The sequence below is a fragment of the Kitasatospora sp. NBC_01266 genome (genome assembly GCF_036242395.1).
Classification (GTDB): Bacteria; Actinomycetota; Actinomycetes; order Streptomycetales; family Streptomycetaceae; genus Kitasatospora.
The window spans coordinates 6,704,574-6,726,640 of record NZ_CP108458.1 but is presented as its reverse complement, the minus strand read 5'-3'; the positions used below and the strand labels follow the sequence as shown (position 1 = coordinate 6,726,640).

The window sequence follows — 22,067 nt, the reverse complement described above, 5'->3', positions numbered from 1 at the left end:
GGCACCGCCACGCCCACCCGAGCGGCACCACCGTGCTCAGCCGCGCGGCACCGCCGTGCTCTCCCGGACCGTCAGGCGCGGGGTCGGCATCTTGAGGTCCACCGCCGCGGCGGGGTCGTCCAGCACCGCGAGCAGCGTGCGGGCCACCTGCTCGCCGAGCGCGAAGGTGTCCCGGGAGAGCGCGGTGAGCGGCGGGTGGACGATCCGGGCCAGCACCGAGTCGTCGAACGAGACGATGGACAGCTCGCCGGGCACCGCGACACCCATCTCGGCGGCCACCCCGAGGCCGGCCACCGCCATCACGTCGCTGTCGTAGATGATCGCGGTCGGCCGCTCCCGCCGGGCCAGCAGCGTCCGGGTGGCGGCGGCCCCCTGCGCGTCACTGAAGTCGGTGGGCAGCGAGAGCGTCTCGCCCAGGCCGAGCCGCTTGGCCGCGTCCCGCAGCGCGCGGATCCGGCGCTGGGTGTGCTGGAAGGCCGGCAGCCCGGCCAGGTGCGCGATCCGCCGGTGGCCGAGCGCCGCCAGGTACTCGACGATCGACAGCATCGCCTCCCGGTCGTCCGCCCAGACGCTGGGCAGACCGCCGTGCCGCCCGGGGCCGCCCAGCACCACGGTCGGCGTGCCGAGCTCCTCGAGCACCTGGATCCGCGGGTCGCGCACCTGGAGGTCGACCAGCACGAAGCCGTCCACCCGGTGCTCGGAGACCCAGCGCCGGTAGACCTCGATCTCGGCGGCGGTGTCCTCCACCACCAGCAGCTGCAGCGCGGTGGAACGCGCCGAGAACTCGGCCTGCAGCCCGGAGAGCAGCTGCGCGAAGAACGGCTCCACCCCCACCGTGCGGGCCGGGCGGGCCAGCACCAGACCGACCGCGCCGACCCGGGCCCCGCCCAGCGCCCGGGCCGCGCTGTGCGGACGCCAGTTCATCTCCTCCGCGACCCGCAGGATCCGGCTCCGGGTCTCTTCGCTGACCCCGGGGCGCCCGTTGAGCGCGAAGGACACCGCACCCTTGGACACCCCCGCCGCTCGGGCGATGTCGGCGATGGTCGGTCTGCCCACGTGTCGTGTTTCCTCTCTTGACAGCCTTGCTGCGCCGGAGCATAGTCCACCCAAGCTACTGGACCGGTTTAGTAAACCGCTTCAGCAACCACCTCCAGCACCGCGCGGTTCGCGCCCCTCATCCCCTCCCGCACCGGCCGGCTCCCCCACCGGCCGGCCGTACCAGGAGAACCCTCATGCCAAGAGTCCGGGCAGGCTTCACCTCGGCGGCGGTCACCGTGGTCGCGGCGCTCACCACGGTGGCGCTCAGCGGCTGCGGCGTCGGCAGCACCAGCAACGACGCGGCCAAGCAGACGGTGGCCGTCGACGCCCCGCTGAAGGGCACGATCACCTTCCAGACCTGGTCGCTGAAGAACGACAAGTTCACGCCCTACTTCACCGGCCTGGTCAAGGACTTCGAGAACCAGCACCCGGGCACCACGGTCAACTGGATCGACCAGCCCGGCGACGGCTACACCGACAAGGTGACCAGCCAGGTCACCAGCGGCAGCCTGCCCGACGTGGTCAACCTGCCGCCGGACATCGCCCACTCGGTGGCCAAGGTCGGCGGACTGCTCGACCTGACCACCAACGTGCCGACGCTGGGCCAGGACTACGTGCACAGCGGCCTGGCCGCCTACACCTACCCCGACCTCGGCGCCGACAGCTACGGCTTCCCCTGGTACCTCGGGACCGACATCAGCCTCTGGAACAAGGCGATGCTCCAGCGCGACGGCCTCGACCCGAACCACCTGCCGAAGACCTTCGACGACCTGCTCGCCCAGGCCAAGACCATGCACGACCGCTCGGGCGGCAAGGACTACCTGATGAGCCGCCCGCCCGGACTCTCCGACATCGTCAACTCCGGTACCCCGCTGATGACTCCGGACGGCAAGAAGTTCGCCTTCAACACCCCGGGCGCCGCCGCCATGCTGGACAAGTACACCGCCGCCTACGCGGCCGGCTACCTGCCCTCCGACGTGCTGACCAGCACCTACGAGGGCAACTCGGCGCTCTTCAACAAGCAGGAGGTGGCCTGGACCACCGGCGGCGGCAACTACATCGAGGCCACCGAGCAGACCAACCCGAGCCTCACCCCGCTGATCGTCCCCTCCCCCGCGCTGGACACCGCCCCGCTCTACGTGCAGGGCATCTCGGTCGCCGCCAAGAGCAAGAACCTGCCGCTCGCGCTGGCCTTCGCCAAGTTCGTCACCGATGACGCCAACCAGGTGAACTTCGTCAAGCTGGCCCCCGGCTACCTGCCCGGCACCACCGCCTCGGCGAACAACCCGGCCTACAGCAAGAGCGACGGCACCCCGCAGGGCGACGCCTCGGTCTTCGCCTACCAGGACATGCAGAAGGCGGTGAACTTCACCCCGCCGGTCTGGACCGACGCCATGAACACCGTGCTCAACCAGCAGATCGCACTGGCGATGACCGGCAGGGAGTCCGCGACGCAGGCCCTGGACAACGCCGTGAACCGGGTCAACCAGCTGCTCGGGCAGTGACCCGCGCGGGAATCGAAGGGAGGATCCGATGAAGGCCCACCGCTGGTACACCCCTTGGCTGCTGACCGCTCCCGCGCTGATCTGGCTGGCCGTCTTCAGCCTCTGGCCGGCGCTCAACACCGCGGTGCTCTCCTTCACCAACGTGCACGCGCTCAGCGGCGGCCGGTTCATCGGGGTGCGCAACTACGAACTGATGTGGCAGGACCCGCAGCTGCGGGACGCGATCCTGAACACCGTGGTCTTCATGGTGGTCTGCGTGCCGCTGCTGACCTTCCTGCCGCTGCTGCTGGCCCTGCTGGTCCAGCGCACCCTGCCGTTCATGGGCTTCTTCCGGACCGTCTTCTACTTCCCGGTGATCGCCTCGGCCGTGGTGGTGGCGCTGATCTGGCAGTGGCTGCTGGACGACCGCGGCCTGGTGAACGGGCTGGGCAGGCAGATGGGTCTGATCCACCGCACGCTGCCCTTCCTCACCGACCGCTGGCTGCTGCTCTTCAGCGCCATCGCGCTGACCGTCTGGAAGGGCCTGGGCTACTACATGGTGCTCTACCTGTCGGCGCTCGGGAACGTCCGGCGCGAGCTGCACGAGGCCGCCGCGGTCGACGGCGCGGGCACCGTGCGCCGGTTCTGGTCGGTGACCGTGCCGGGCGTGCGCGGCACCATGGCGCTGGTCTCGGTGCTGATCGCGGTCAACGCGATGCGCGTCTTCACCGAGTTGTACGTGCTGGGCGGGCGCACCGGCGGTGTCGGCGGCCAGGACGTGTCGTTGGTGATGCTGATCCAGCAGGCCGCCTCGGGCAGCGACGGCCGGATCGGCTACGCCTCGGCGCTCAGCGTGCTGCTCTTCGCGCTGACCGTCGGCCCGCTGCTGCTGCTCGCCCGCTGGAACCGGAGGACCGACTGATGACCACCGTCTCCGAGGACCGCGTCGAGGCCGGGCCGACTCCCGCGCCGCGGCGGCGGTCCAGCCGCAGCCGGCACCGCTCACCGGTCTTCGACGCGGTGACCCCGCTGGGGCTGACGCTGCGCTACCTGACCCTGCTGGTGATCCTGGTGATCACCGTGGGACCGATGCTCTGGGAGCTCTCCACCTCGCTGAAGAGCGCCTTCGAGGACGTCTACACCGCCACCCCCCGGCTGCTGCCGCAGCACCCGACGCTGGGCAACTACGGGCACGTGGCCCGGCTGATCCCGGTGGGCCACTTCGCACTGAACTCGGTGATCGTCGCGGCGCTGGACGTGGCCGGCAACGTGCTGGGCGCCACCGCCGCCGGGTACGCGCTGGCCCGGCTGCCCTTCCGCGGCCGGCGCCTGCTGCTGGGCCTGTTCCTCTCCACCCTGGTGCTGCCCGGCGAGGTGACGATCATCTCGCAGTACCAGACGGTGACCCGGCTCGGCTTCGGCAACTCGCTGCTCGGCGTGGCGCTGCCGTCGATGATCGGCGCGCTGAACGTGCTGCTGATGCGCAACGCCTTCCTCTCCATCCCGGCCGAGTTGGACGAGGCGGCGGTCATCGACGGCGCCACCGTCTGGCAGCGGCTGCGCTACATCGCGCTGCCCGGTGTCAAGGGCACCCTGAGCGTGATCGTGATCCTCACCTTCATCGGCGCCTGGGACGACTTCCTGTGGCCGCTGCTGGTGCTGCAGAGCCCCGACAAGCTGACCCTCACCGTCGGACTCTCCTATCTGCAGGGCGCCCTGGTGGCCGACCCGCGCGCGATCGCGGCCGGCGCCATGATCGCCCTGCTGCCCGTCCTGGTGCTCTTCGTCGCGCTGCAGCGGTTCTTCTTCCGCGGCGTCGGCGAGGGCGCGGTGAAGGGCTGACGTGCGACCGACGATGACCGGAGACCGTGACCTGATGACCGACGCACCCACGCATCACACGCATGACCGGAGCGCGCCACGGTTCGGCGTCAACTACACCCCTTCCAAAGGGTGGTTCCACCACTGGCTGGACTTCGACCTGGACGCGGTGCGCGCCGACCTGGACGCGATCGCCGCGCTCGGCCTGGACCACCTGCGGGTCTTCCCGCTCTGGCCGCTCTTCCAGCCCAACCGCACGCTGATCCGCCCGCGCGCCGTCGAGCAGTTGGTCGCCCTGGTGGACGCGGCCGGTGAGCGCGGTCTGGACGTCGCGGTGGACGGCCTGCAGGGGCACCTGTCCAGCTTCGACTTCCTGCCCTCATGGACGGCCACCTGGCACCGGCGCAACCTCTTCACCGACCCCGAGGTGGTCGAGGGCCAGGCGGCCTACCTGCGCACGCTGGGCTCCGCGCTGGCCGAGCGGCGCAACTTCATCGGCCTGACCATCGGCAACGAGATCAACCAGTTCTCCGGCGAGCCGCACCCCGACCCGGACCGGATCACCCCCGCCCAGGCCGCCGACTGGCTGCGCCGGCTGCTGGCCGCCTGCGAGCAGGGCGCGCCGGGACGGCTGCATCTGCACGCCGAGTACGACGCCGCCTGGTACCAGGACGACCACCCGTTCACCCCGGCCCAGGCGGCCCGGATCGGGGGCGCCACCGCCGTGCACTCCTGGGTGTTCAACGGCACCGCCCAGCGCTACGGCGCCGACTCGACCGCGACCGGGCAGCACGCGGCCTACCTGGTCGAGCTCTCCAAGGCCTGGGCCGACGATCCGCACCGCCCGGTCTGGCTGCAGGAGGTCGGCGCCCCGGCCCCGCACATCGCCGCCGAACGGGCGGGCGCCTTCACCGGCGCCACCGTCGCGGCCGCGCTGGACTGCCCGGACCTGTGGGGCGTCACCTGGTGGTGCTCGCACGACGTGGACCGCTCGCTCGCCGACTTCCCCGAACTCGAGTACTCACTAGGTCTGCTGACGAACAATCAGCAGGTGAAGCCGGCCGGGCTGGCGCTGGCCGCGGCGGTCGCCGAGGCCCGGTCCGGCTGGCGCCCGCCGGGCGTGCGGAACACCGCGCTGGTCCTGGACCTGCCGGACGAGGCACCCAAACGCTCCACCTGCGCCCCCGGTGGCGCGTTCTTCGAGGCCTTCATGCGGCTGACCGCCGACGGCGCCCGGCCCACCGCGCTGCTGGCCGAGCGCGTGGCGGACCACTCGCACCTGGCCGCCCGGGGTATCACCGAAGTCGTCACGGTCGAGGATCTCGACCTTTCCTGAGTCACCGTCAGCCCATCCTTCCTGGGAGCCTTCATGCACGACGACCGCAGCCTGGTCGAGTCCCGTCTCAAGCGCGTGCTCGACGAGCGCATCCGCCCGGCGGTCTATCCGGAGTCGGTCCCGCTCACCGCCGGCATCTGGACCGCCCCCGACGAGCCGGTCCCGGTCGCCGAGGGTCTGGCCGCGCCGCGCACCCCGATCGCGGCCGGCTCGCCCTGGGGAGCGCCCTGGAGCACCAGTTGGCTGACCGTCGAGGGCACGGTGCCCGAGGCCTGGGCCGGGCGCACCGTGGAGGCGATCATCGACCTGGGCTTCGACAAGAACATGCCCGGCTTCCAGTGCGAGGGCCTGGTCTACCGGCCGGACGGCACACCGGTGAAGGGGATCAACCCGAACAACCAGTGGGTGCGGATCGCCTCCCCCGCGGCCGGCGGCGAGCAGGTGCTGCTGCACGTCGAGGCGGCGGCCAACCCGGTGATCCTGGACTACCATCCCTTCCTGCCCACCGGGTTGGGCGAGAAGGCGACGGCGGGCAGCGAGCCGCAGTACCGGCTGGCCCGGCTGGACCTGGCGGTCCTCGACGAGACCGTCTGGCAGTTGGTGCTCGATCTGGAGGTGCTGGGCGAGCTGATGGCCGAGCTGCCGGTGGACGGCGCCCGGCGCTGGGAGCTGCTGCGGGCCGTCGAACGCGCGCTGGACGCGCTCGACCTGCAGGACGTGAACGGCACCGCCACCGCCGCGCGGGCCGAGCTGGCGGCGGTGCTGGCCACCCCCGCCGCGCCCTCCGCGCACCGGATCAGCGCGGTCGGCCACGCGCACATCGACTCGGCCTGGCTCTGGCCGCTGCGCGAGACGGTCCGCAAGGTGGCGCGGACCACCGCCAACATGACCGCGCTGCTGGCGGACGAGCCGGACTTCGTCTACACCATGTCGCAGGCCCAGCAGTACGCCTGGATCAAGGAGCACCGGCCGGAGGTGTACGCGAAGGTCAAGCAGGCGGTGGCCGAGGGGCGGTTCGTGCCGGCCGGCGGGATGTGGGTGGAGTCGGACACCAACATGCCGGGCTCGGAGGCGATGGCCCGGCAGTTCGTGCACGGCAAGCGGTTCTTCCTCCAGGAGTTCGGCCTCGAGAACCAGGAGGCCTGGCTCCCCGACACCTTCGGCTTCACCGGCGGGCTGCCGCAGATCATCAAGGCGGCCGGGTCCAAGTGGCTGCTGACCCAGAAGATCTCCTGGAGCCAGGTCAACTCCTTCCCGCACCACACCTTCTGGTGGGAGGGCATCGACGGGACCCGGATCTACACCCACTTCCCGCCGATCGACACCTACAACTGCTCGATGAAGGGCAGCGAGATCGCCCACGCGGCGCGGAACTTCAAGGACAAGGGCCGGGCCACCCACTCGCTGGCGCCGACCGGCTGGGGTGACGGCGGGGGCGGCACCACCCGGGAGATGATCGCCAAGGCGGCCCGGCTGCGCAACCTGGAGGGCTCGGCCACCGTCCAGTGGGAGAAGCCGGCCGAGTTCTTCGCCAAGGCGCAGGCCGAGTACCCGGATCCGCCGGTCTGGGTCGGCGAGCTCTACCTGGAGCTGCACCGCGCCACGCTGACCAGCCAGGCGAAGACCAAGCAGGGCAACCGGGCCAGCGAGAACCTGCTGCGGGAGGCCGAACTGTGGGCCGCCACCGCTGCCGTGCAGTGCGGAACCGCCTACCCCTACCAGGAGTTGGACCGGATCTGGAAGACCGTGCTGCTGCACCAGTTCCATGACATCCTGCCCGGCTCCTCGATCGCCTGGGTGCACCGGGAGGCCGAGCAGACCTACGCCGCGGTGACCGAGGAGCTGACCGGCATCATCGGAACAGCCCAGCGGGCGCTGGCCGGTGACGGATCGTCGGGCCGCGAGGTGGTCTTCAACGCCACGCCGCACGAGCGCTCGGGCATCGCGGCCGGCGGCGCCCGGATGGCCGCCGAGCCGGCGGGCGACTGCTCGCTGCACGCGCGGCCCGGCGGCGGCTTCGTGCTGGCGAACGGCCTGCTGCGGATCGAGGTGGACGGGCGCGGGCTGGTCGTCTCGGCCTACGACCTGGCCGCGCGACGCGAGACCGTCGCCCCCGGCGCCGCCGCCAACCTGCTGCAACTGCACCCGGACTTCCCGAACATGTGGGACGCCTGGGACGTCGACCAGTTCTACCGCAACACCGTCACCGACCTCACCGACCTGGACGAGCTGGCGATCGCCGCCGACAAGCCGCAGGCGGTGGCGGTGCGGGTGACCCGCTCGTTCGGCAGCTCGCGGGTGACCCAGACACTGACCCTGGCGGCAGGCGCCAAGCGGCTCGACCTGGACACCGAGGTGGACTGGCACGAGACCGAGAAGTTCCTCAAGGCCGCCTTCCCGCTCGACCTGCACACCGAGCGGTACGCCGCCGAGACCCAGTTCGGCCACCAGTACCGGGCCACCCACACCAACACCAGTTGGGAGGCGGCCAAGTTCGAGGCCTGCAACCACCGCTTCACGCACTTCGCCGAGCCCGACTGGGGCGTGGCCCTGGTCACCGCCTCCACCTACGGCCACGACGTCACCCGCACCGTGCGCGCGGCCGACCACGGCACCACCACCACGGTGCGGGTCTCGCTGCTGCGCGCTCCGCGCTTCCCCGACCCGCACACCGACCAGGGCGTGCACCGGTTCCGGCACGCGCTGGTGCCGGGCGCGACGGTGGGCGACGCGGTGCGGGAGGGCTACCGCATCAACCTGCCCGAGCGGCGGGTGCCGGGCGACGCCGAGGTCGCCCCGCTGGTCGGCGTGGACAGCGACGCGGTGGTGGTCAGCGCCGTGAAGCTGGCCGACGACGAGAGCGGCGACGTGGTGGTGCGGCTCTACGAGGCGCACGGCGGCCGGGCCACGGCCACCCTGCGCACCTCCTTCCGCTGCGCCGGGGTGCTCGACTGCGACCTGCTGGAGCGCCCACTGGCCGAGCAGGCGTACGAACTGCTCGATGGGGCGGTGGAGTTGCGGCTTCGCCCATTCCAGCTGGTCACCCTTCGACTGGCCCGTGGCTGAGCCATGACCGAGTTGCTCGCCGCCCTCGACATCGGCGGCACGAAGATCGCCGGCGCCCTGGTCGGCCCCGGCGGCACCCTGCTGCACCGGGTGCAGCGCCTCACCCCCGCCCGGGAGTCCGGTGAGTGGGTGCTGCTGACGATCAGTCAGGTGATCGCGGCGCTGGCCGCCGACCCGCTCTGGAAGCGGGTGCGGGCGGTGGGGATCGGCTGCGCGGGACCGGTGGACCTGGCGCGCGGCAGCGTCAGTCCGGTCAACATCCCGGGCTGGCGCGACTTCCCGCTGCTCGACCGGGTGCGCGCGCTGGTCGAGGACCGACCGGTGGTGCTGGCCGGTGACGGCGTCGCGATGGCGGCGGGCGAGCACTGGTGCGGGGCCGCCCGGGGCGCCGCGGACGCGCTCTGCCTGGTGGTCTCCACCGGGGTCGGGGCCGGGCTGGTGCTGAACGGCACCGTCCGGCCCGGCCCCAGCGGAAACGCGGGTCATCTGGGCCACCTCAGCGTCGACTTGGACGGCGAGCCCTGCCCGTGCGGCTCGCGCGGCTGCCTGGAGACCCTGGCCAGCGGCACGGCGATCGCCCGCCACGCGCTGCGCTCGGGCTGGCGCCCCGCCCAGCGGGCGGCGGGCACCGAGGCCGGCGCCGCGGCGGTGGCCGCCGACGCCCGCCGGGGTGATCCGCTCGCGCTGGCCGCCTTCGACCGTGCGGCCCAGGCCCTGGCCGCCGGCATCGCCGCCACCGCCACCCTGCTCGATCTGCGGCTGGCGGTGATCGGCGGCGGCGTGGCCCAGGCCGGCGACCTGCTCCTCACTCCCCTGCGCCACCATCTGGAGACCTATGCCGCACTGCCCTTCGCCCGCCCGATCGACGTCCGCCGCACCGCGCTGGGCTCCGACGCCGGGCTGATCGGCGCCGCGGCCCTGACCATGGCGAGCCGCTGACCTGCACCTTCGCCGCCTCGAACCGGACAACTCCAGCCACCGTCGACGCGGGGCCCGCTTGTAGCCAGGCCTGCATACCGGGTATACATACCAGGTATGCAGACGCCTGAAGCGGCGTCGCACCCGCATCGAGGGGGAACTGGTGTCACCGACCTTGACATTGATGGACCCGGCCGGTACCCCGGCCGAGGCCGTGCTGCAACTCGACCGGACCAGCCGGGTGCACGGGCAGGGCGCCGCCGAGGTGCACGCGCTGTCCGAGGTGGATCTGCGGGTCCTCCCCGGGGAGTTCGTGGCGGTGATGGGCCCGTCGGGATCCGGCAAGTCCACGCTGCTGACGCTGGCCGGCGGGCTGGACAACCCCAGCGGCGGGCGAGTGCTGGTGGAAGGGCGCTCGCTGGGCGAGCTGTCCCGCAAGCGGCTGGCCGCGGTGCGCCGACGCTCGATCGGCTACGTGTTCCAGGACTACAACCTGATCCCGGCCCTGACCGCGGCCGAGAACATCATGCTGCCACGGGAGCTGGACGGGATCCCGACCCGGGAGGCCCGCCGCGAGGCGCTGGCCGCCCTGGACGAGGTGGGCATCAGCGAGCTGGCCGACCGCTTCCCCGACGACATGTCCGGCGGCCAGCAGCAGCGGGTGGCGATCGCCAGGGCGCTGATCGGCGAGCGCCGCCTGGTGCTGGCCGACGAACCCACCGGCGCCCTCGACTCCACCACCGGCGAGGCCGTGCTGGCCGTGCTGCGCACCCGCTGCGAGGCGGGCGCGGCCGTCATGATGGTCACCCACGAGGCCCGCCACGCCGCCTGGGCCGACCGCGTGGTCTTCCTGCGCGACGGCCGACTGGTCGACGAGACCGGACAGCAGAGCGCCGAAGCGCTGGCGGCCATCGCGGCCGACGTCGCCGACCGGATGGGAGCGGAACAGTGAAGCTCACCTCCTGGCGGGTGGCCCTGCGCATCGCCCGCCGCGACGCCCTGCGGGCCAAGGGCCGCAGCGCCCTGATCATCGGCATGATCGCGCTGCCCGTGCTCGGCGTGGCCGGCGCGGACGTGGCCTACCGCAGCGCCCAGCTCACCCCCCAGGAGCGGATCGAACGCTCGCTGGGCAGCGCGGACGCCCTGGTCAGCGCCCTGTCGCCGGGGAGCGCGGTGGCGCAGGCGCCGAACGCCGACGACGGCAGCACCGTGCTGCCCGGCAAGCCGGGGCAGCAGCCCACCACCGAGCAGCTCAAGGGCGCCGGCACCGACCCGAGCACGCTGGTCAGCAGCCTGCTGCCGGCGGGCAGCACGCTGGCCTCCGCCCGCCCGGGCCCGACGGCGAGCACGAGTTCCAAGGCCGGCCTGCTGCTCACCTCGACCGCCGAGGCCGACCTGGGCGACCCGCTCTGGCGGGGAAAGCTCAACGTGGTCAAGGGCCGTGCCCCGCAGGCCTCGTACGAGGCGGCCGTGACCCAGGCGTTCCTGGACCAGTCCGGCCTGTCCCTCGGGGACAGCACCACGGTCAAGGGTCTGGAGAGCCACCCGTACAAGCTGACCGCGGTCGCCGAGTACCCGGGCGACCTGTCGACGGTGGCGCTGATCGGCCGACCCGGTGAACTGATCGCACCGCTGACCGCCGTGCAGGACGCCAAGCCGCAGCCGGCCTCTGGAGCCGCCGGTGCGGGTGCCGGTGCCGGCACCGGTGCCGACGCTGCCGCCGTCAGCCCGCCGAGCTGGCTGGTGCGGCTGCCCGCCGGGGCGCAGCTGGACTGGGCCAAGGTCCAGGAGTTCAACCGCTACGGCTACACCCTCACCGCGCGCTCCGTCGCCCTCGACCCGCCGGCCCGCTCGGCCGTCCCCTACTACCGCACCCAGAAGATCGTGCTGGACCTCAACACCCACCGCACCAGCGAGATGATCGCGGGCACCGTCGCCGGCCTGGCACTGCTGGAGGTCGTGCTGCTCGCGGGCCCCGCCTTCGCGGTCGGCGCCCGCCGCTCGCGCCGTCAGCTCGCGCTGCTGGCCGCCGGCGGCGGTGACCGGGCCCAGGTGCGCGCGGTGGTGCTGAGCGGCGGCGTGGTGCTCGGCCTGGCCGGTGCGCTGGGCGGCGTGCTGCTCGGCACCGGCCTGGTCGCGGTGCTCCGCCCGTGGCTCGAGTCCACGGCCGGCAGCCGGTTCGGACACTTCAGCGTGCACCCCCTCGACCTGCTCGCGGTGGCCGCGGTCGGTGTGGTCACCGCGCTGCTCGCCGCCGTGCTGCCCGCCGTCCAGGCGGCCCGCCAGGACGTGGTCGCCGCACTCGGCGGCCGGGTCACGGCGAAGGCGCCGAGCAAGCGGCTCGCCGCGTTCGGCGTGGTGCTGGTGGCCGCCGGCACCGCGGTGGCGCTGCTCGGCGCGAGTGGTAGCGGCGGCCAGCCGGGGATGCCGGTGGCCGGCGGCTACGACGCGCAGACCCTGGCGATCCTCGGCGGCTCGGTCGCCGCCGAACTGGGCGTGCTGGCCTGCACCCCCCTGCTGGTCGGCCTGCTCGGCCGGCTCGCCCGCCTGCTGCCGCTGGCCCCCCGGCTCACCCTGCGTGACGCGGCCCGCCAGCGCAGCCGCACCGCCCCCGCGATCGCCGCCGTGATGGCGGCCGTGGCCGGCGCCGTCGCGATCACCGTCTACACCGCCAGCAGCGACGCCGAGGCGAGGAGCGAGTACCGCGCCGCCGCGCCGACCGGCGCGGTCACCCTGACCGTCATCCCGACCAGTCCGCTGCCGCAGTTGCAGGACGCGATCACCCAGGAGCTGCCCGGGCTGGGCGCGCGGGCCGACGTCTACCAACTCGAGTACCACTTCTGCGCCGACTGCAGCAGCACCGTCAACTTCGTTCAGACGTACGGCTACGGGAGGTCCGCTCCGGTGCTCGCGGGCGATCCGACCGTGCTGCACAACCTGTTCGGCCTGCACGACCCGGCCGCCGAGGCGGCGTTGGCGGCCGGCCAGGCCGTGGTCTTCGACCCCGACTACGTCAAGGACGGCAAGGCCACCTTCCACGCCCAGGGCGCCGGTGGTGGCGGCGGCGCCCCCGCACAGCCGGGTCAGGAGGCCGAGGCCGGTGACAAGGACGTCAGCGTGCCGGCCCTGCTGATCAGCAATCCGGTCGCCGCCCGGTACGGCATCGGCCTGGTCAGCCCCGCCACGGCCCAGCACCTGGGCCTGGGCACCCAGCTCGGCTCCTCGGTCTGGCTGCCCGCCGCCCCGCCCTCGGCCAAGCTCCAGCAGCGGGCCGCCGCCGCCGTCAACCGGCTCGACTCCTTCGCGGAGCTCGACATCGAGCGCGGCTACCAGTCCACGAGCGACCTGACCACCCTGGCCCTGAGCGGCTTCGCCGCCCTGGTGGTGCTCGGCGCGGCCGGCATCGCCACCGGCCTGGCCGCCGCCGACTCCCGCCCCGACCAGGTCACCCTGGCCGCCGTCGGCGCCCCGCCCCGCATCCGCCGGGTGCTCAGCGGCCTGCAGTGCGGCACCATCGCCCTACTCGGCGCCGCCCTGGGCACACTGTGCGGCTACGTCCCCGCCGTCGCCCTGCGCAAGGCGCACGAGATGGCCCTGCACATCCCGCACCAGCCGATCATCACCCCGTGGTCCCAGCTGCTGCTCATCCTGCTGGTCCTCCCCCTGCTGGCCGCCCTGGTGGCCTCGGCCACCACCCGGTCCCGCCTCCCGCTCGCCCGGCGAGCGAGCTGACGATCCGTCACCCATCGTGCCCCGGACCGCAATCGCGGCCCGGGGCACGGACGTGTCAGGACACCGGGAATGCTGCGCCAATGTCCGCATGCCGGGAGCTACCGAATCGGCAAACGGGAGTCGGAGCACTCCTCTCGTTATGTAACGGGCTCTTGACGCTGGGTCATCACCTGCGCGAAGGTCCTGGACCGCATGGAATTCGTTCGGCTTGGGAGGCGGCAATGGCTCTGAAGTTCCTCGGGATCCACCCCAACACCCGGATGACGGTTCGCCGACCATCTGGCAGGACGACGTCACGGGTGACCTGGTGATTCAGTCCTACAAACAAGTGGCGCGGCAAAGGCGTGGGGATGACGCTGGCGATCCATGCGATGCGGCGGATGGCCGTCCCCGGCACCGTGGCCGTGTGCTACCCAGCCCCGATCCACCCGAAGCACGGGCCGGACGAGGTGTGCAGCTACGAATCCGACGACCCCGAGGTGCGGCGGCCGGACGAGGATGCCGTGGCCGCTCTGCGGAAGGCATGGGAGCGGCAGGGGTTCAGGCCCGTCGGCGAAGGTGTGTACGCCATGGTGCTCGACCGCCCGACCTAGGGGCCTGTCTTCGCCCGGCCACTTCGATGCCGTTCGCGGCGTCAGCGCAGCAGCATCGCCACCACCGGCAGGCCGATCGCCAGTGCCGCGAGCGTGAGCCAGGCCCACGGCGGCGTCGACGGCCGCCAGTACGCACCGCCGAGGCTCGGCCGGTGCCCGTCGTCGGTGTCGAGGGAGTAGGGCAGCGCCGCCTGGTCCGTCCCGGCGTGGTGATGGTGGTGCTGGTGATGGTGACCGGAGTCGGACTGGCCGGTGTCTACGTGGCCGGTGTGCACGATATGGCCGTCCATGGGGCCCCCTTCCCGGGGCGGCGCTGCTTTCCGCGCGCCGCGCTTGCTGCCCGGATGGTGTCACGCCGTTCGGGTACGGATGCTCAAGGCAAGCTCTGAACCTGCCGCGGCAGGCTCCGCACCGCCAGCACCCCGCAGAGCACCGCCAGCGGCAGCTCGGCGCCCACCGCCATCAGCGCCGAGGCGATCAGGTCGCTGCCGGGGGCGGCGGTCATGGTGTCGAACCAGGCGTCGACCAGCAGCAGGGTCGCGGTGGCGGCCGCCGCCAGGCAGGCGCGCTGGTCGCCGCGGCGCAGCAGCAGGCCGGTCGAGAGCAGGCCGAGGGCCTCCAGCGAGTCCAGACCGGTCCAGGCCCAGGCCCAGTGGGCGGCCTGCGCGGTGCCGGGCAGGCCGGTGTGCAGGAAGAAGAGCCAGGGCACCATCGCCAGCCCCAGCACGGTGAGGACGGTGGCCGCCCGGCGCGGTAGGCGGACGGGGCGCGGCAGGCCGGCGGGGACCGGGGCGGCCGGCTCCGGCGGCGTGACCTGACGCTCGATCAGCGTGATGTGTCCCATTGGCTGCCGCCTCCTCCCCGCGCCCGGCCCTCGGGTGCGGTTACCAGCCTGGCGCGGCGGCGGGCCCGGGGCAGTAGCGCCGCCATCCCGGTTGATGGTGGTACCAGGTACACCATCGCGACGGCGGACACCCGACGGCCCGTCACCTCGCCCCAGGGCAGGGGCCGATCGGGCCCGTCCGGCGGCCAACTGGCGTTCAGCTGCCGTTCACCTGTACGATGCGATGATGCCTTCCAAACGCCAGGACCTGTTCGATTCTGTCATCGCAACACTCACGGCCGCGGACCTGCCCCTCGCCCTGGACGGCGACGGATGCGAAGGGGCAGTGGTGCGCGCCGAGTGCCACGGCGTGACGGTCTCCTGGCAGAGCGGCCGGAGTGGCCCGAGCGGCCGACCGCTCCCGCTGCACAAGCACGGCCGGCGTGACGGTGCCGGCCACCGGATGAGCGGCAGCTCGGCGGTCCGGTCCCGGAACTTCCAGTCCGCCCTGCACCTCGCGGCCACCCTGGCGGCCGCCGGCCACCAGAGCGACCACCTCGGTGACCGCGTCCTGGTGAGCGACTGACCTGACCCTCGGTCCCGCGCCCTCCTCGTCCGCGCCCCCGGTCCGGCGGTCGGCCGGGCATCCGGAGCCCGTCGGCGGCACGCATAGCGGCCCCTCTAAACTGATCATCATGTCCGCGACCCTGCCCGCATCGCCTCGCGTGCGCCGCCGGGTGCTCGGCGATCCGCCCTGGTCGGCCGCTGCCCGCCGACACACCGCCTTCGTGGTCGCGGGCCTGCCGGTGCACGCGGCCGGCCTGCTGGCGCCGGTGGCGCCGCTGGCCCTGGGGCTCGTACTGGTCCCACTGGCCGTGAACCTGACCGTGATGCTGCTGCTCACCCTGGTCTTCGGCGTCAGCTACGCCCTCCTGCTGACCCACGGGTTCGTACTCCTGACCCGCGTTCAGACCAGCCGACTGGCCGCCCTGCTGGACATCCGGCTGCCCGGCCCGGCCGTGCGGCGCGGGCTGGCACAGTCACTGCGCTCCGACGTGCTCTGGCGGCAGGCGGCCTACCACGTGGCGGTCGGGCCGGGCATCGCCCTCGGCGGCCTGCTCACGCTCGGTGCCTGGGCCTGCGGCGCGGGGCTGCTGGTGCTGCCGTGCGCCGCCTGGGCGCTGCCGGCCACCAGCCCGCTGAACCTGGGCGCGCATCCGGTGACGGTCACCGCCGGGTGGCTGCTGGGCGGGCTGCTGCTCTTCGTGGCCCCGCCGCTGGCGAGCGCCGTGGCCCGGCTGGACGCCGCGGCCGCCCGCGCGCTGCTCGGCCCGGGCCGGGCGCACGAGCTGCAGCTGCGGGTGGACCACCTGGCGGTCAGCCGGGCCGCGCTGCTGGCGGCGGCCGACACCGAGCGCCGCCGGATCGAGCGGGACCTGCACGACGGCGTCCAGCAGCGCCTGGTCGCCCTCGCGATGAAACTCGGCATCGCCCGGGCCACCCACCCGGGGCTGACCCCGGAGCTGAAGGATCTGCTCGGCGAGGTGCACGCGGAGGCCAAGGAGGCGCTGACCGAGCTGCGCGACCTGGTGCGCGGGCTGCATCCGGCGGTGCTGGACGAGCAGGGGCTGGACGCGGCGCTCTCCGGCATCGCGGCGCGGGCCCCGTTCCCGGTGCGGCTGCACGTCTCGGCCGAGGGGCGGGCGGCACCGGCGATCGAGGCCGTCGCGTACTTCGTGGTCTCCGAGGCGCTGGCCAACATCGCCAAGCACGCCCAGGCCGCGCGGGCCGATGTCCACCTGGAGCGGCACGCCGACGTCCTGCGGGTGACCGTGGTCGACGACGGGATCGGCGGCGCCGACCCCGGCCGGGGCACCGGCCTGACCGGGCTCACCCAGCGGGTCTCCTCGGTGGACGGCACCCTCATGATCAGCAGCCCCGTCGGGGGCCCGACCGAAATCACCGTGGAGCTGCCGTGCGAGCTGTGATCGCCGAGGACTCCGTCCTGCTGCGGGCCGGACTGGTCCAACTGCTGGGCGCCGCAGGCTTCGAGGTGGTCGGTGACGTCGGTGACGCCGAGCAGTTGCTGGCGCTGACCGCCGAGGTCCGGCCGGACCTGGTGGTCACCGACGTGCGGATGCCGCCCTCGCACACCGACGAGGGCATGCGCGCCGCACTGACGATCCGTCAGAACCAGCCGCAGACCGCGGTGCTGCTGCTCTCGCAGTACGTCGAGGAGCGGCACGCCGCCAAGTTGCTGACCGGCCGCACCCGCGGGGTGGGGTACCTGCTGAAGGACCGGGTCGCCGACGTCGCCGAGTTCGTCGAGGCGCTGCACCGGGTGGCCGGCGGCGGCACCGCGCTGGACCCGGAGGTGGTCGCGCAGCTGCTGGTGCGCCGGCAGAGCGACCCGCTCGACCAGCTGACCCCGCGCGAGCGCGAGGTGCTGTCGCTGATGGCCGAGGGGCGCTCCAACGCCGGCATCGCCGAGGCCATGGTGGTGGGCGAGAGCGCGGTCGCGAAGCACATCAACAACATCTTCAGCAAGCTGGACCTCTCCGCCGCCGACGGCGACCACCGGCGGGTGCTCGCGGTGCTGCGCTTCCTGGGCGTCCCGGCGTGACGGACACGCGCGACCGGACGACGTGGCGCGCGGCCGGGGACTCGCTGCGCGGGAGTTCGCAGCGCGGGATCGCGGAACGTGGGATCGCGCGGCGCGGGACCTCACAGCACGACGTCGGGGATTCGCAGAGCGACGGCGGCCGCTGGCAGCGCCGGGCCTGGCGGGCGGTCGCGGCGCTGACCGGCGCGCTGCTGGTGCTGCCGGCCGGCGGGTATGCCTGGGCCTGGCTGGCCCGGGACAGCCGCGACGCGGACCTCGTGCTGCATCACCCGGTCGGCGCGCTGCGACTGGACGCCCCCCGTGCTTCGGTGGTGCTGCGCCCCGGCCCCGACGACCAGGTCCACCTGCGCTACACGATGGACTGGTCGGTGCGCGCACCCGCCGTGCGGACCGGTTGGGCCGGCGACACGCTCACCGTCCTGGTCGACCAGCCAGGGCCGGACCTGGACGCCTTCGGCTCGCAGGTGTCGCTGGAGATCGAGCTGCCCGCGCGGGCCTCGGTGGACGCCGCCTCGCGGTCGGGCTCGATCAGCCTGTCCGGGCTGGCCGGCGATCTTCGACTGCGCACCGGCTCGGGCCCGATCACGGTGTCGGACAGCAGTGGCCCGCTCCGGGTGACCGACGACTCCGGCCGCGTCCGGGCGACCGGCCTCAGCTCCCCCACGGTGGCCCTGCAGACCCGGTCGGGCCCGGCCAGCGTGAACTTCAGCACGCCCCCGAGCCGGTTCACCGCCTCGGTCGGCGCGGGCCGCCTGGACGCCAGCCTGCCGCCGGGCAGCCGCTACCGGCTGGACGGCGGTGGCGCGCCCGGCGACGCCCTGCGGGTCGCGCCGGGCCTGGCCGACCCGGACGCGGCAGGCCTGATCAGCGTGCGCGTGGACCACGGGTACGCGGCACTCGGGTACTGACCACACCCGCGAAGGTAACGCCAGCACCACCATCAGGACGGGCACTGGCGTTGAGGACTCCGCGCGGCCGAACCGGGATCGTTGGTGACACACCAGTTGATCCACCGGCCCCGCCGGTCCCCTCGTCCGCATCATCGGAGGACTGACACCATGTCCGCACGCTCGCTCGCCGCCTCCCCCCGCAACCGCAAGACCCTGCGCCGGGTCGCGGCCGGCACCGCGGCCGCGGCGGCCGTCACCGCCTGGTGGGCCTTCGACACCGCGCCCTACCCGTACGCCCAGCACTGGCTGCTGGACCTGCCGCTGCCGTTCCTCTCGCTGCGCCGGCTGGACGGCCTGCTGGAACCCCGCCCCGGTGAGCGGATCCTGGAGATCGGTCCCGGCACCGGGCTGCAGTCCCTGCACGTCGCCCCGCAGTTGGGGGCGAGCGGCCGGCTGGACATCGTCGACATCCAGCAGCCGATGCTCGACCACGTGATGCGCCGGGCCGAGCGGCAGGGCATCGCCGGCATCCGGCCCACCCTGGCCGATGCCCACCAACTGCCCTTCGAGGACGCCTGCTTCGACGCCGCCTACCTGGTCACCGCGCTCGGCGAGATCCCCGATCCGACCGCCACGCTGCGCGAGCTGCGCCGGGTGCTGAAGCCGGGCGGGCGGCTGGTGGTCGGCGAGTTCTTCGACCGCCACCAGATCCGCCCGGCCCGGCTGATCGGACACGCGAGCGACTCCGGGCTGCGGGTGGGCAAGTTGATCGGGCCGCCGTTCGCCTACTACGCCCGCCTCCACCCGTGCGCGGAGCCGGTCGACTGCGCCGTGCCGACGCACCTCCCCGCCTCCCTCAACACGGTCTGACGATCCGTCACTTTTCGTCAGTGAGGCGGGCGTACAGCTCCGGGTGGTCGACCAGTGCCTGGCGCAGCGCGCCCTGGGCGATCGGCGCGTAGCTCGCGATGTCCGTGCCGGCCCAGTCGATGGCGCCGAACGGCGGCTGCGGGTCGTACTCGATGATCAGCTGGACCTCGCGGGCCAGCGGCTCCCCGGCCACCTGCGCGACCAGTTGGAGCGCCATGTCGATGCCGGCCGAGACCCCGGCGGCGGTGATGAACCGCCCGTCCGCCACCCAGCGCTCGGCCACCGGCGTCGCGCCGAAGCGGGTGAGCAGATCCCGGTACCACCAGTGGGTGGTGGCCCGCCGACCCTCCAGCAGGCCGGCGGCGGCCAGCAGCAGCGAGCCGGTGCAGACGGAACCCACCAGCTCGGCCCCCTCGGCCAACTGGCGCAGGCGGCCCAGCAGGCGCTGGTCGGCCAGCGCGGCGAGCGTCGGCACCAGGCCGCCGGGCACCAGCACCGCGTACGGGTCGGGCACCTCCTCGAAGGTGTGGCTGGGCACCACGGAGAGCGGGGTGTCGGTGGCCATCGGCTCGATCCGCTCGCCGACCACCACCGTGCGGAAGCCGGGCGCCAGGTAGCTGAGCGCCGAGCAGACCTGCAGCGGACCGACCAGGTCCAGCACGGTGATCCCGGGATAGGCGACGAAGGCGATGGTCCTGGTCGGCTCTTCGGCTGCCGTGGCGGGTGTCTCGGACATGGCTGTGCTCCTGTCTGGTGAAGGCGGCGGTTGTCCGGTGAAGGCGGTTGTCCGGTGCAGGCGGTGGGTCCGGCGGCCTGGCGGCTCGCCCTGGACCACCGTGGCCCGGTTCTCGCCCGGGTGCCGCGCGAACCGGCCGTGATGTCCGGAATCCTGCGATCCCTGTCTGCCGGACCGGCCCGCGCGACCGTCCGGCGCGCTGGCCTGGACTATCGATTCGGTGATCCGCTCCCGATGCCGTACAGTCGTGTTTACCGACGCGGGGTGGAGCAGCTCGGTAGCTCGCTGGGCTCATAACCCAGAGGTCGCAGGTTCAAATCCTGTCCCCGCTACGAGAGACGAGGGCCGGGTCCGGCGCACAGTGTGCGCGGGACCCGGCCCTCGCCGCATCCTCCCTCCCGGGGAATCTGCTGCGGGTACGGCCTGTCCGACGGACCGTCAACCGCGCCGGCCAGCATGCTGCTGCCATGACGACCGACTCCCCCGGCTCCCTGAACCGGCGCAGACTGCTCACCGCCACCGGCGCCGTGGCCACCGGCGGTGCGACCGCCGCGCTGACCGGCCTGTTCGCCTCCAGCTCTGCTGCGGCCGAAGCCGCAGCCGCGACCGCAGCGATCGAGCCCACGGCCTTCGGACCGGTGACGGTCCGGCCGGGCGACCGCCGGTACGAGAACCTGCTGCGCGGCAACAACTTCCGCTTCGTCGGCCGGCCGGAGGAGATCCGGATGGTCGGGTCGACCGGGCAGGTGGTGCGGGCGGTCGCGGACGCGGTGCGCTCGGGACGGCGGGTCGCGGCGCGCAGTGGCGGGCACTGCTTCGAGAACTTCACCGCCGACCCGGCGGTCCGGCTGCTGCTGGACCTGTCGCCGATGGACGCCGTCGGCCACGACCCCGAGCGCGGCGCGTTCGCGGTGCAGCCGGGGGCCACCCTCGGGCAGGTGTACCGGACGCTGTTCAAGGGGTGGGGCGTGACCGTCCCGGCGGGCGGCTGCCCGGAGGTGGGCGCGGGCGGGCACTTCGCCGGCGGCGGGTACGGGCCGCTGTCGCGGCGGTACGGCTCGCTGGTGGACCACCTGTACGGCGTGGAGGTGGTGGTGGTCGACCAGGACGGCACCGCCCGCGCCGTGACGGCCACCCGCGAGCCGGACGACCCGCACCGCGACCTCTGGTGGGCGCACACGGGCGGTGGCGGCGGGAACTTCGGGGTGGTCACCCGCTACTGGCTGCGCTCGCCCGGCGCCACCGGCGACGATCCGTCCCAGCTGCTGCCCGCCGCGCCACGGGAGTTGCTGAAGTGCCTGGTCAGCTGGGACTGGAACGAGCGGATGACCGAGCAGGCGTTCACCACCCTGCTGCGCAACTTCGGCCGCTGGCACGAGCGCCACAGCGCGCCCGACTCGCCGTACGCCAACCTGTACGCGATCCTGATCCCGGCGCACTGCAGCGCCGGCGGCTTCCAGCTGACCGTGCAGATCGACGCGGACCTGCCGGGCGCGGACCGGATGGTAACCGACTTCGTCGCGGCGGTGACCGACGGGACCGGCCTGACGCCGAGCCTCGATGCCCGGCGGACCTTCCCCTGGCTGCACCTGACCACCTGGCCGGGCACCGGCGAGCCCGGCGACGTGGTCACCCGCCGGTACAAGGAGAAGGCCGGCTACCTGCGCCGCTCGTTCACCGACGGCCAACTCGCCACCATCTACCGCCACCTGACCAACTCCACCGGCAATCCGACCGGCGGCATGCTGCTCGTCGGCTACGGCGGCCAGGTCGACACGGTGGCCCCGGACGCCACCGCGGTCGCCCAGCGCGACTCGGTGATGAAGGCGGTCTACCACACCTTCTGGACCGACGAGTCCGAGGACGAGGCCAACCTCGCCTGGATCCGCGCCTTCTACCGCGACGTGTACGGCGACACCGGCGGCGTCCCGGTGCCCGGCGAGGTCAGCGACGGCTCGTACATCAACTACCCCGACGTCGACCTGGCCGACCCGGCCTGGAACACCTCCGGGGTGCCGTGGTCCACCCTCTACTACAAGGACAACTACCCGCGCCTGCAACGGGTGAAGGCCCGCTGGGATCCGCGCAACGTGTTCCACCACGCGCTGGCGATCGAGGCCGCCGCGAGGTGAGCCGG

The 22,067-nt window shown here is 73.2% G+C and carries 19 protein-coding genes and 1 tRNA gene; 16 read left to right on the top strand and 4 right to left on the bottom strand.

Translation table 11 applies throughout. The features are described from left to right. Positions 1 to 36 precede the first annotated feature (36 nt). Positions 37 to 1,056, bottom strand: a complete 1,020-nt coding sequence (locus tag OG403_RS28880) for a LacI family DNA-binding transcriptional regulator (protein ID WP_329569510.1) — start codon at positions 1,054 to 1,056, stop codon at positions 37 to 39. A 176-nt stretch (positions 1,057 to 1,232) separates the two neighbouring features. Here OG403_RS28880 and OG403_RS28875 point away from each other — a divergent pair, with 176 nt between their 5' ends. The 9 genes from OG403_RS28875 to OG403_RS28835 all read left to right on the top strand — a co-directional run bounded on the left by OG403_RS28875 (position 1,233) and on the right by OG403_RS28835 (position 13,988). Continuing rightward, on the top strand, positions 1,233 to 2,543 hold the full coding sequence (locus OG403_RS28875; protein ID WP_329569508.1) for an ABC transporter substrate-binding protein: 1,311 nt from the start codon (positions 1,233 to 1,235) through the stop codon (positions 2,541 to 2,543). A 28-nt stretch (positions 2,544 to 2,571) separates the two neighbouring features. After that, positions 2,572 to 3,444, top strand: coding sequence for a carbohydrate ABC transporter permease (locus OG403_RS28870; protein WP_329569506.1), 873 nt, complete (start codon positions 2,572 to 2,574; stop codon positions 3,442 to 3,444). After that, positions 3,444 to 4,364, top strand: coding sequence for a carbohydrate ABC transporter permease (locus OG403_RS28865; RefSeq protein ID WP_329569504.1), 921 nt, complete (start codon positions 3,444 to 3,446; stop codon positions 4,362 to 4,364). Before OG403_RS28870 ends, OG403_RS28865 begins: the two co-directional genes overlap by 1 nt. A gap of 34 nt (positions 4,365 to 4,398) precedes the next feature. After that, the gene (locus OG403_RS28860) at positions 4,399 to 5,679 is read left to right on the top strand and encodes a glycoside hydrolase 5 family protein (RefSeq protein ID WP_329569502.1); all 1,281 of its coding nucleotides are present in this window, start codon (positions 4,399 to 4,401) and stop codon (positions 5,677 to 5,679) included. A 33-nt stretch (positions 5,680 to 5,712) separates the two neighbouring features. After that, positions 5,713 to 8,745, top strand: a complete 3,033-nt coding sequence (locus tag OG403_RS28855) for an alpha-mannosidase (protein ID WP_329569501.1) — start codon at positions 5,713 to 5,715, stop codon at positions 8,743 to 8,745. Positions 8,746 to 8,748: 3 nt separating this feature from the next. Beyond that, positions 8,749 to 9,684 (top strand): ROK family protein, encoded by a 936-nt coding sequence (locus OG403_RS28850; protein ID WP_329569500.1) that lies wholly within the window; start codon positions 8,749 to 8,751, stop codon positions 9,682 to 9,684. Between the two features lie 163 nt (positions 9,685 to 9,847). Beyond that, entirely contained in the window at positions 9,848 to 10,615 is a 768-nt protein-coding gene (locus OG403_RS28845; protein ID WP_329572630.1) for an ABC transporter ATP-binding protein, read from the top strand. Next, positions 10,612 to 13,395 carry an FtsX-like permease family protein gene (locus OG403_RS28840; RefSeq protein ID WP_329569498.1) on the top strand — a complete coding sequence of 928 codons (2,784 nt, stop codon included), beginning with the start codon at positions 10,612 to 10,614 and terminating at the stop codon, positions 13,393 to 13,395. Before OG403_RS28845 ends, OG403_RS28840 begins: the two co-directional genes overlap by 4 nt. A 350-nt stretch (positions 13,396 to 13,745) precedes the next feature. Further along, positions 13,746 to 13,988, top strand: coding sequence for a hypothetical protein (locus OG403_RS28835; RefSeq protein WP_329572740.1), 243 nt, complete (start codon positions 13,746 to 13,748; stop codon positions 13,986 to 13,988). 41 nt (positions 13,989 to 14,029) lie between these two features. Here the strand turns inward: OG403_RS28835 and OG403_RS28830 are convergent, their stop codons facing one another. Both OG403_RS28830 and OG403_RS28825 read right to left on the bottom strand, forming a co-directional pair. Beyond that, positions 14,030 to 14,278 (bottom strand): hypothetical protein, encoded by a 249-nt coding sequence (locus OG403_RS28830; protein WP_329572739.1) that lies wholly within the window; start codon positions 14,276 to 14,278, stop codon positions 14,030 to 14,032. Between the two features lie 83 nt (positions 14,279 to 14,361). Further along, entirely contained in the window at positions 14,362 to 14,832 is a 471-nt protein-coding gene (locus OG403_RS28825) for a hypothetical protein (RefSeq protein WP_329569496.1), read from the bottom strand. A gap of 226 nt (positions 14,833 to 15,058) precedes the next feature. Between OG403_RS28825 and OG403_RS28820 the strand changes: the two genes are divergently transcribed. The 5 genes from OG403_RS28820 to OG403_RS28800 all read left to right on the top strand — a co-directional run bounded on the left by OG403_RS28820 (position 15,059) and on the right by OG403_RS28800 (position 19,194). Beyond that, the gene (locus OG403_RS28820; RefSeq protein WP_329569494.1) at positions 15,059 to 15,397 is read left to right on the top strand and encodes a hypothetical protein; all 339 of its coding nucleotides are present in this window, start codon (positions 15,059 to 15,061) and stop codon (positions 15,395 to 15,397) included. A gap of 109 nt (positions 15,398 to 15,506) precedes the next feature. After that, positions 15,507 to 16,799 (top strand): sensor histidine kinase, encoded by a 1,293-nt coding sequence (locus OG403_RS28815; protein ID WP_329569492.1) that lies wholly within the window; start codon positions 15,507 to 15,509, stop codon positions 16,797 to 16,799. Next, positions 16,787 to 17,434 (top strand): response regulator transcription factor, encoded by a 648-nt coding sequence (locus OG403_RS28810; protein ID WP_329569490.1) that lies wholly within the window; start codon positions 16,787 to 16,789, stop codon positions 17,432 to 17,434. Before OG403_RS28815 ends, OG403_RS28810 begins: the two co-directional genes overlap by 13 nt. After that, on the top strand, positions 17,431 to 18,342 hold the full coding sequence (locus OG403_RS28805) for a DUF4097 family beta strand repeat-containing protein (RefSeq protein ID WP_329569489.1): 912 nt from the start codon (positions 17,431 to 17,433) through the stop codon (positions 18,340 to 18,342). Before OG403_RS28810 ends, OG403_RS28805 begins: the two co-directional genes overlap by 4 nt. Before the next feature lie 150 nt (positions 18,343 to 18,492). Beyond that, positions 18,493 to 19,194 carry a class I SAM-dependent methyltransferase gene (locus OG403_RS28800; RefSeq protein ID WP_329569487.1) on the top strand — a complete coding sequence of 234 codons (702 nt, stop codon included), beginning with the start codon at positions 18,493 to 18,495 and terminating at the stop codon, positions 19,192 to 19,194. A 7-nt stretch (positions 19,195 to 19,201) separates the two neighbouring features. Here OG403_RS28800 and OG403_RS28795 read toward each other — a convergent pair whose 3' ends face one another. Beyond that, positions 19,202 to 19,930 (bottom strand): DJ-1/PfpI family protein, encoded by a 729-nt coding sequence (locus OG403_RS28795; RefSeq protein ID WP_329569485.1) that lies wholly within the window; start codon positions 19,928 to 19,930, stop codon positions 19,202 to 19,204. A 258-nt stretch (positions 19,931 to 20,188) separates the two neighbouring features. Here OG403_RS28795 and OG403_RS28790 point away from each other — a divergent pair. Further along, positions 20,189 to 20,262, top strand: a tRNA-Met gene (locus OG403_RS28790). A 135-nt stretch (positions 20,263 to 20,397) separates the two neighbouring features. Further along, positions 20,398 to 22,062: an FAD-binding oxidoreductase gene (locus OG403_RS28785; protein WP_329569483.1), complete on the top strand. Its 1,665-nt coding sequence runs from the start codon at positions 20,398 to 20,400 to the stop codon at positions 22,060 to 22,062. Positions 22,063 to 22,067: the final 5 nt, after the last annotated feature.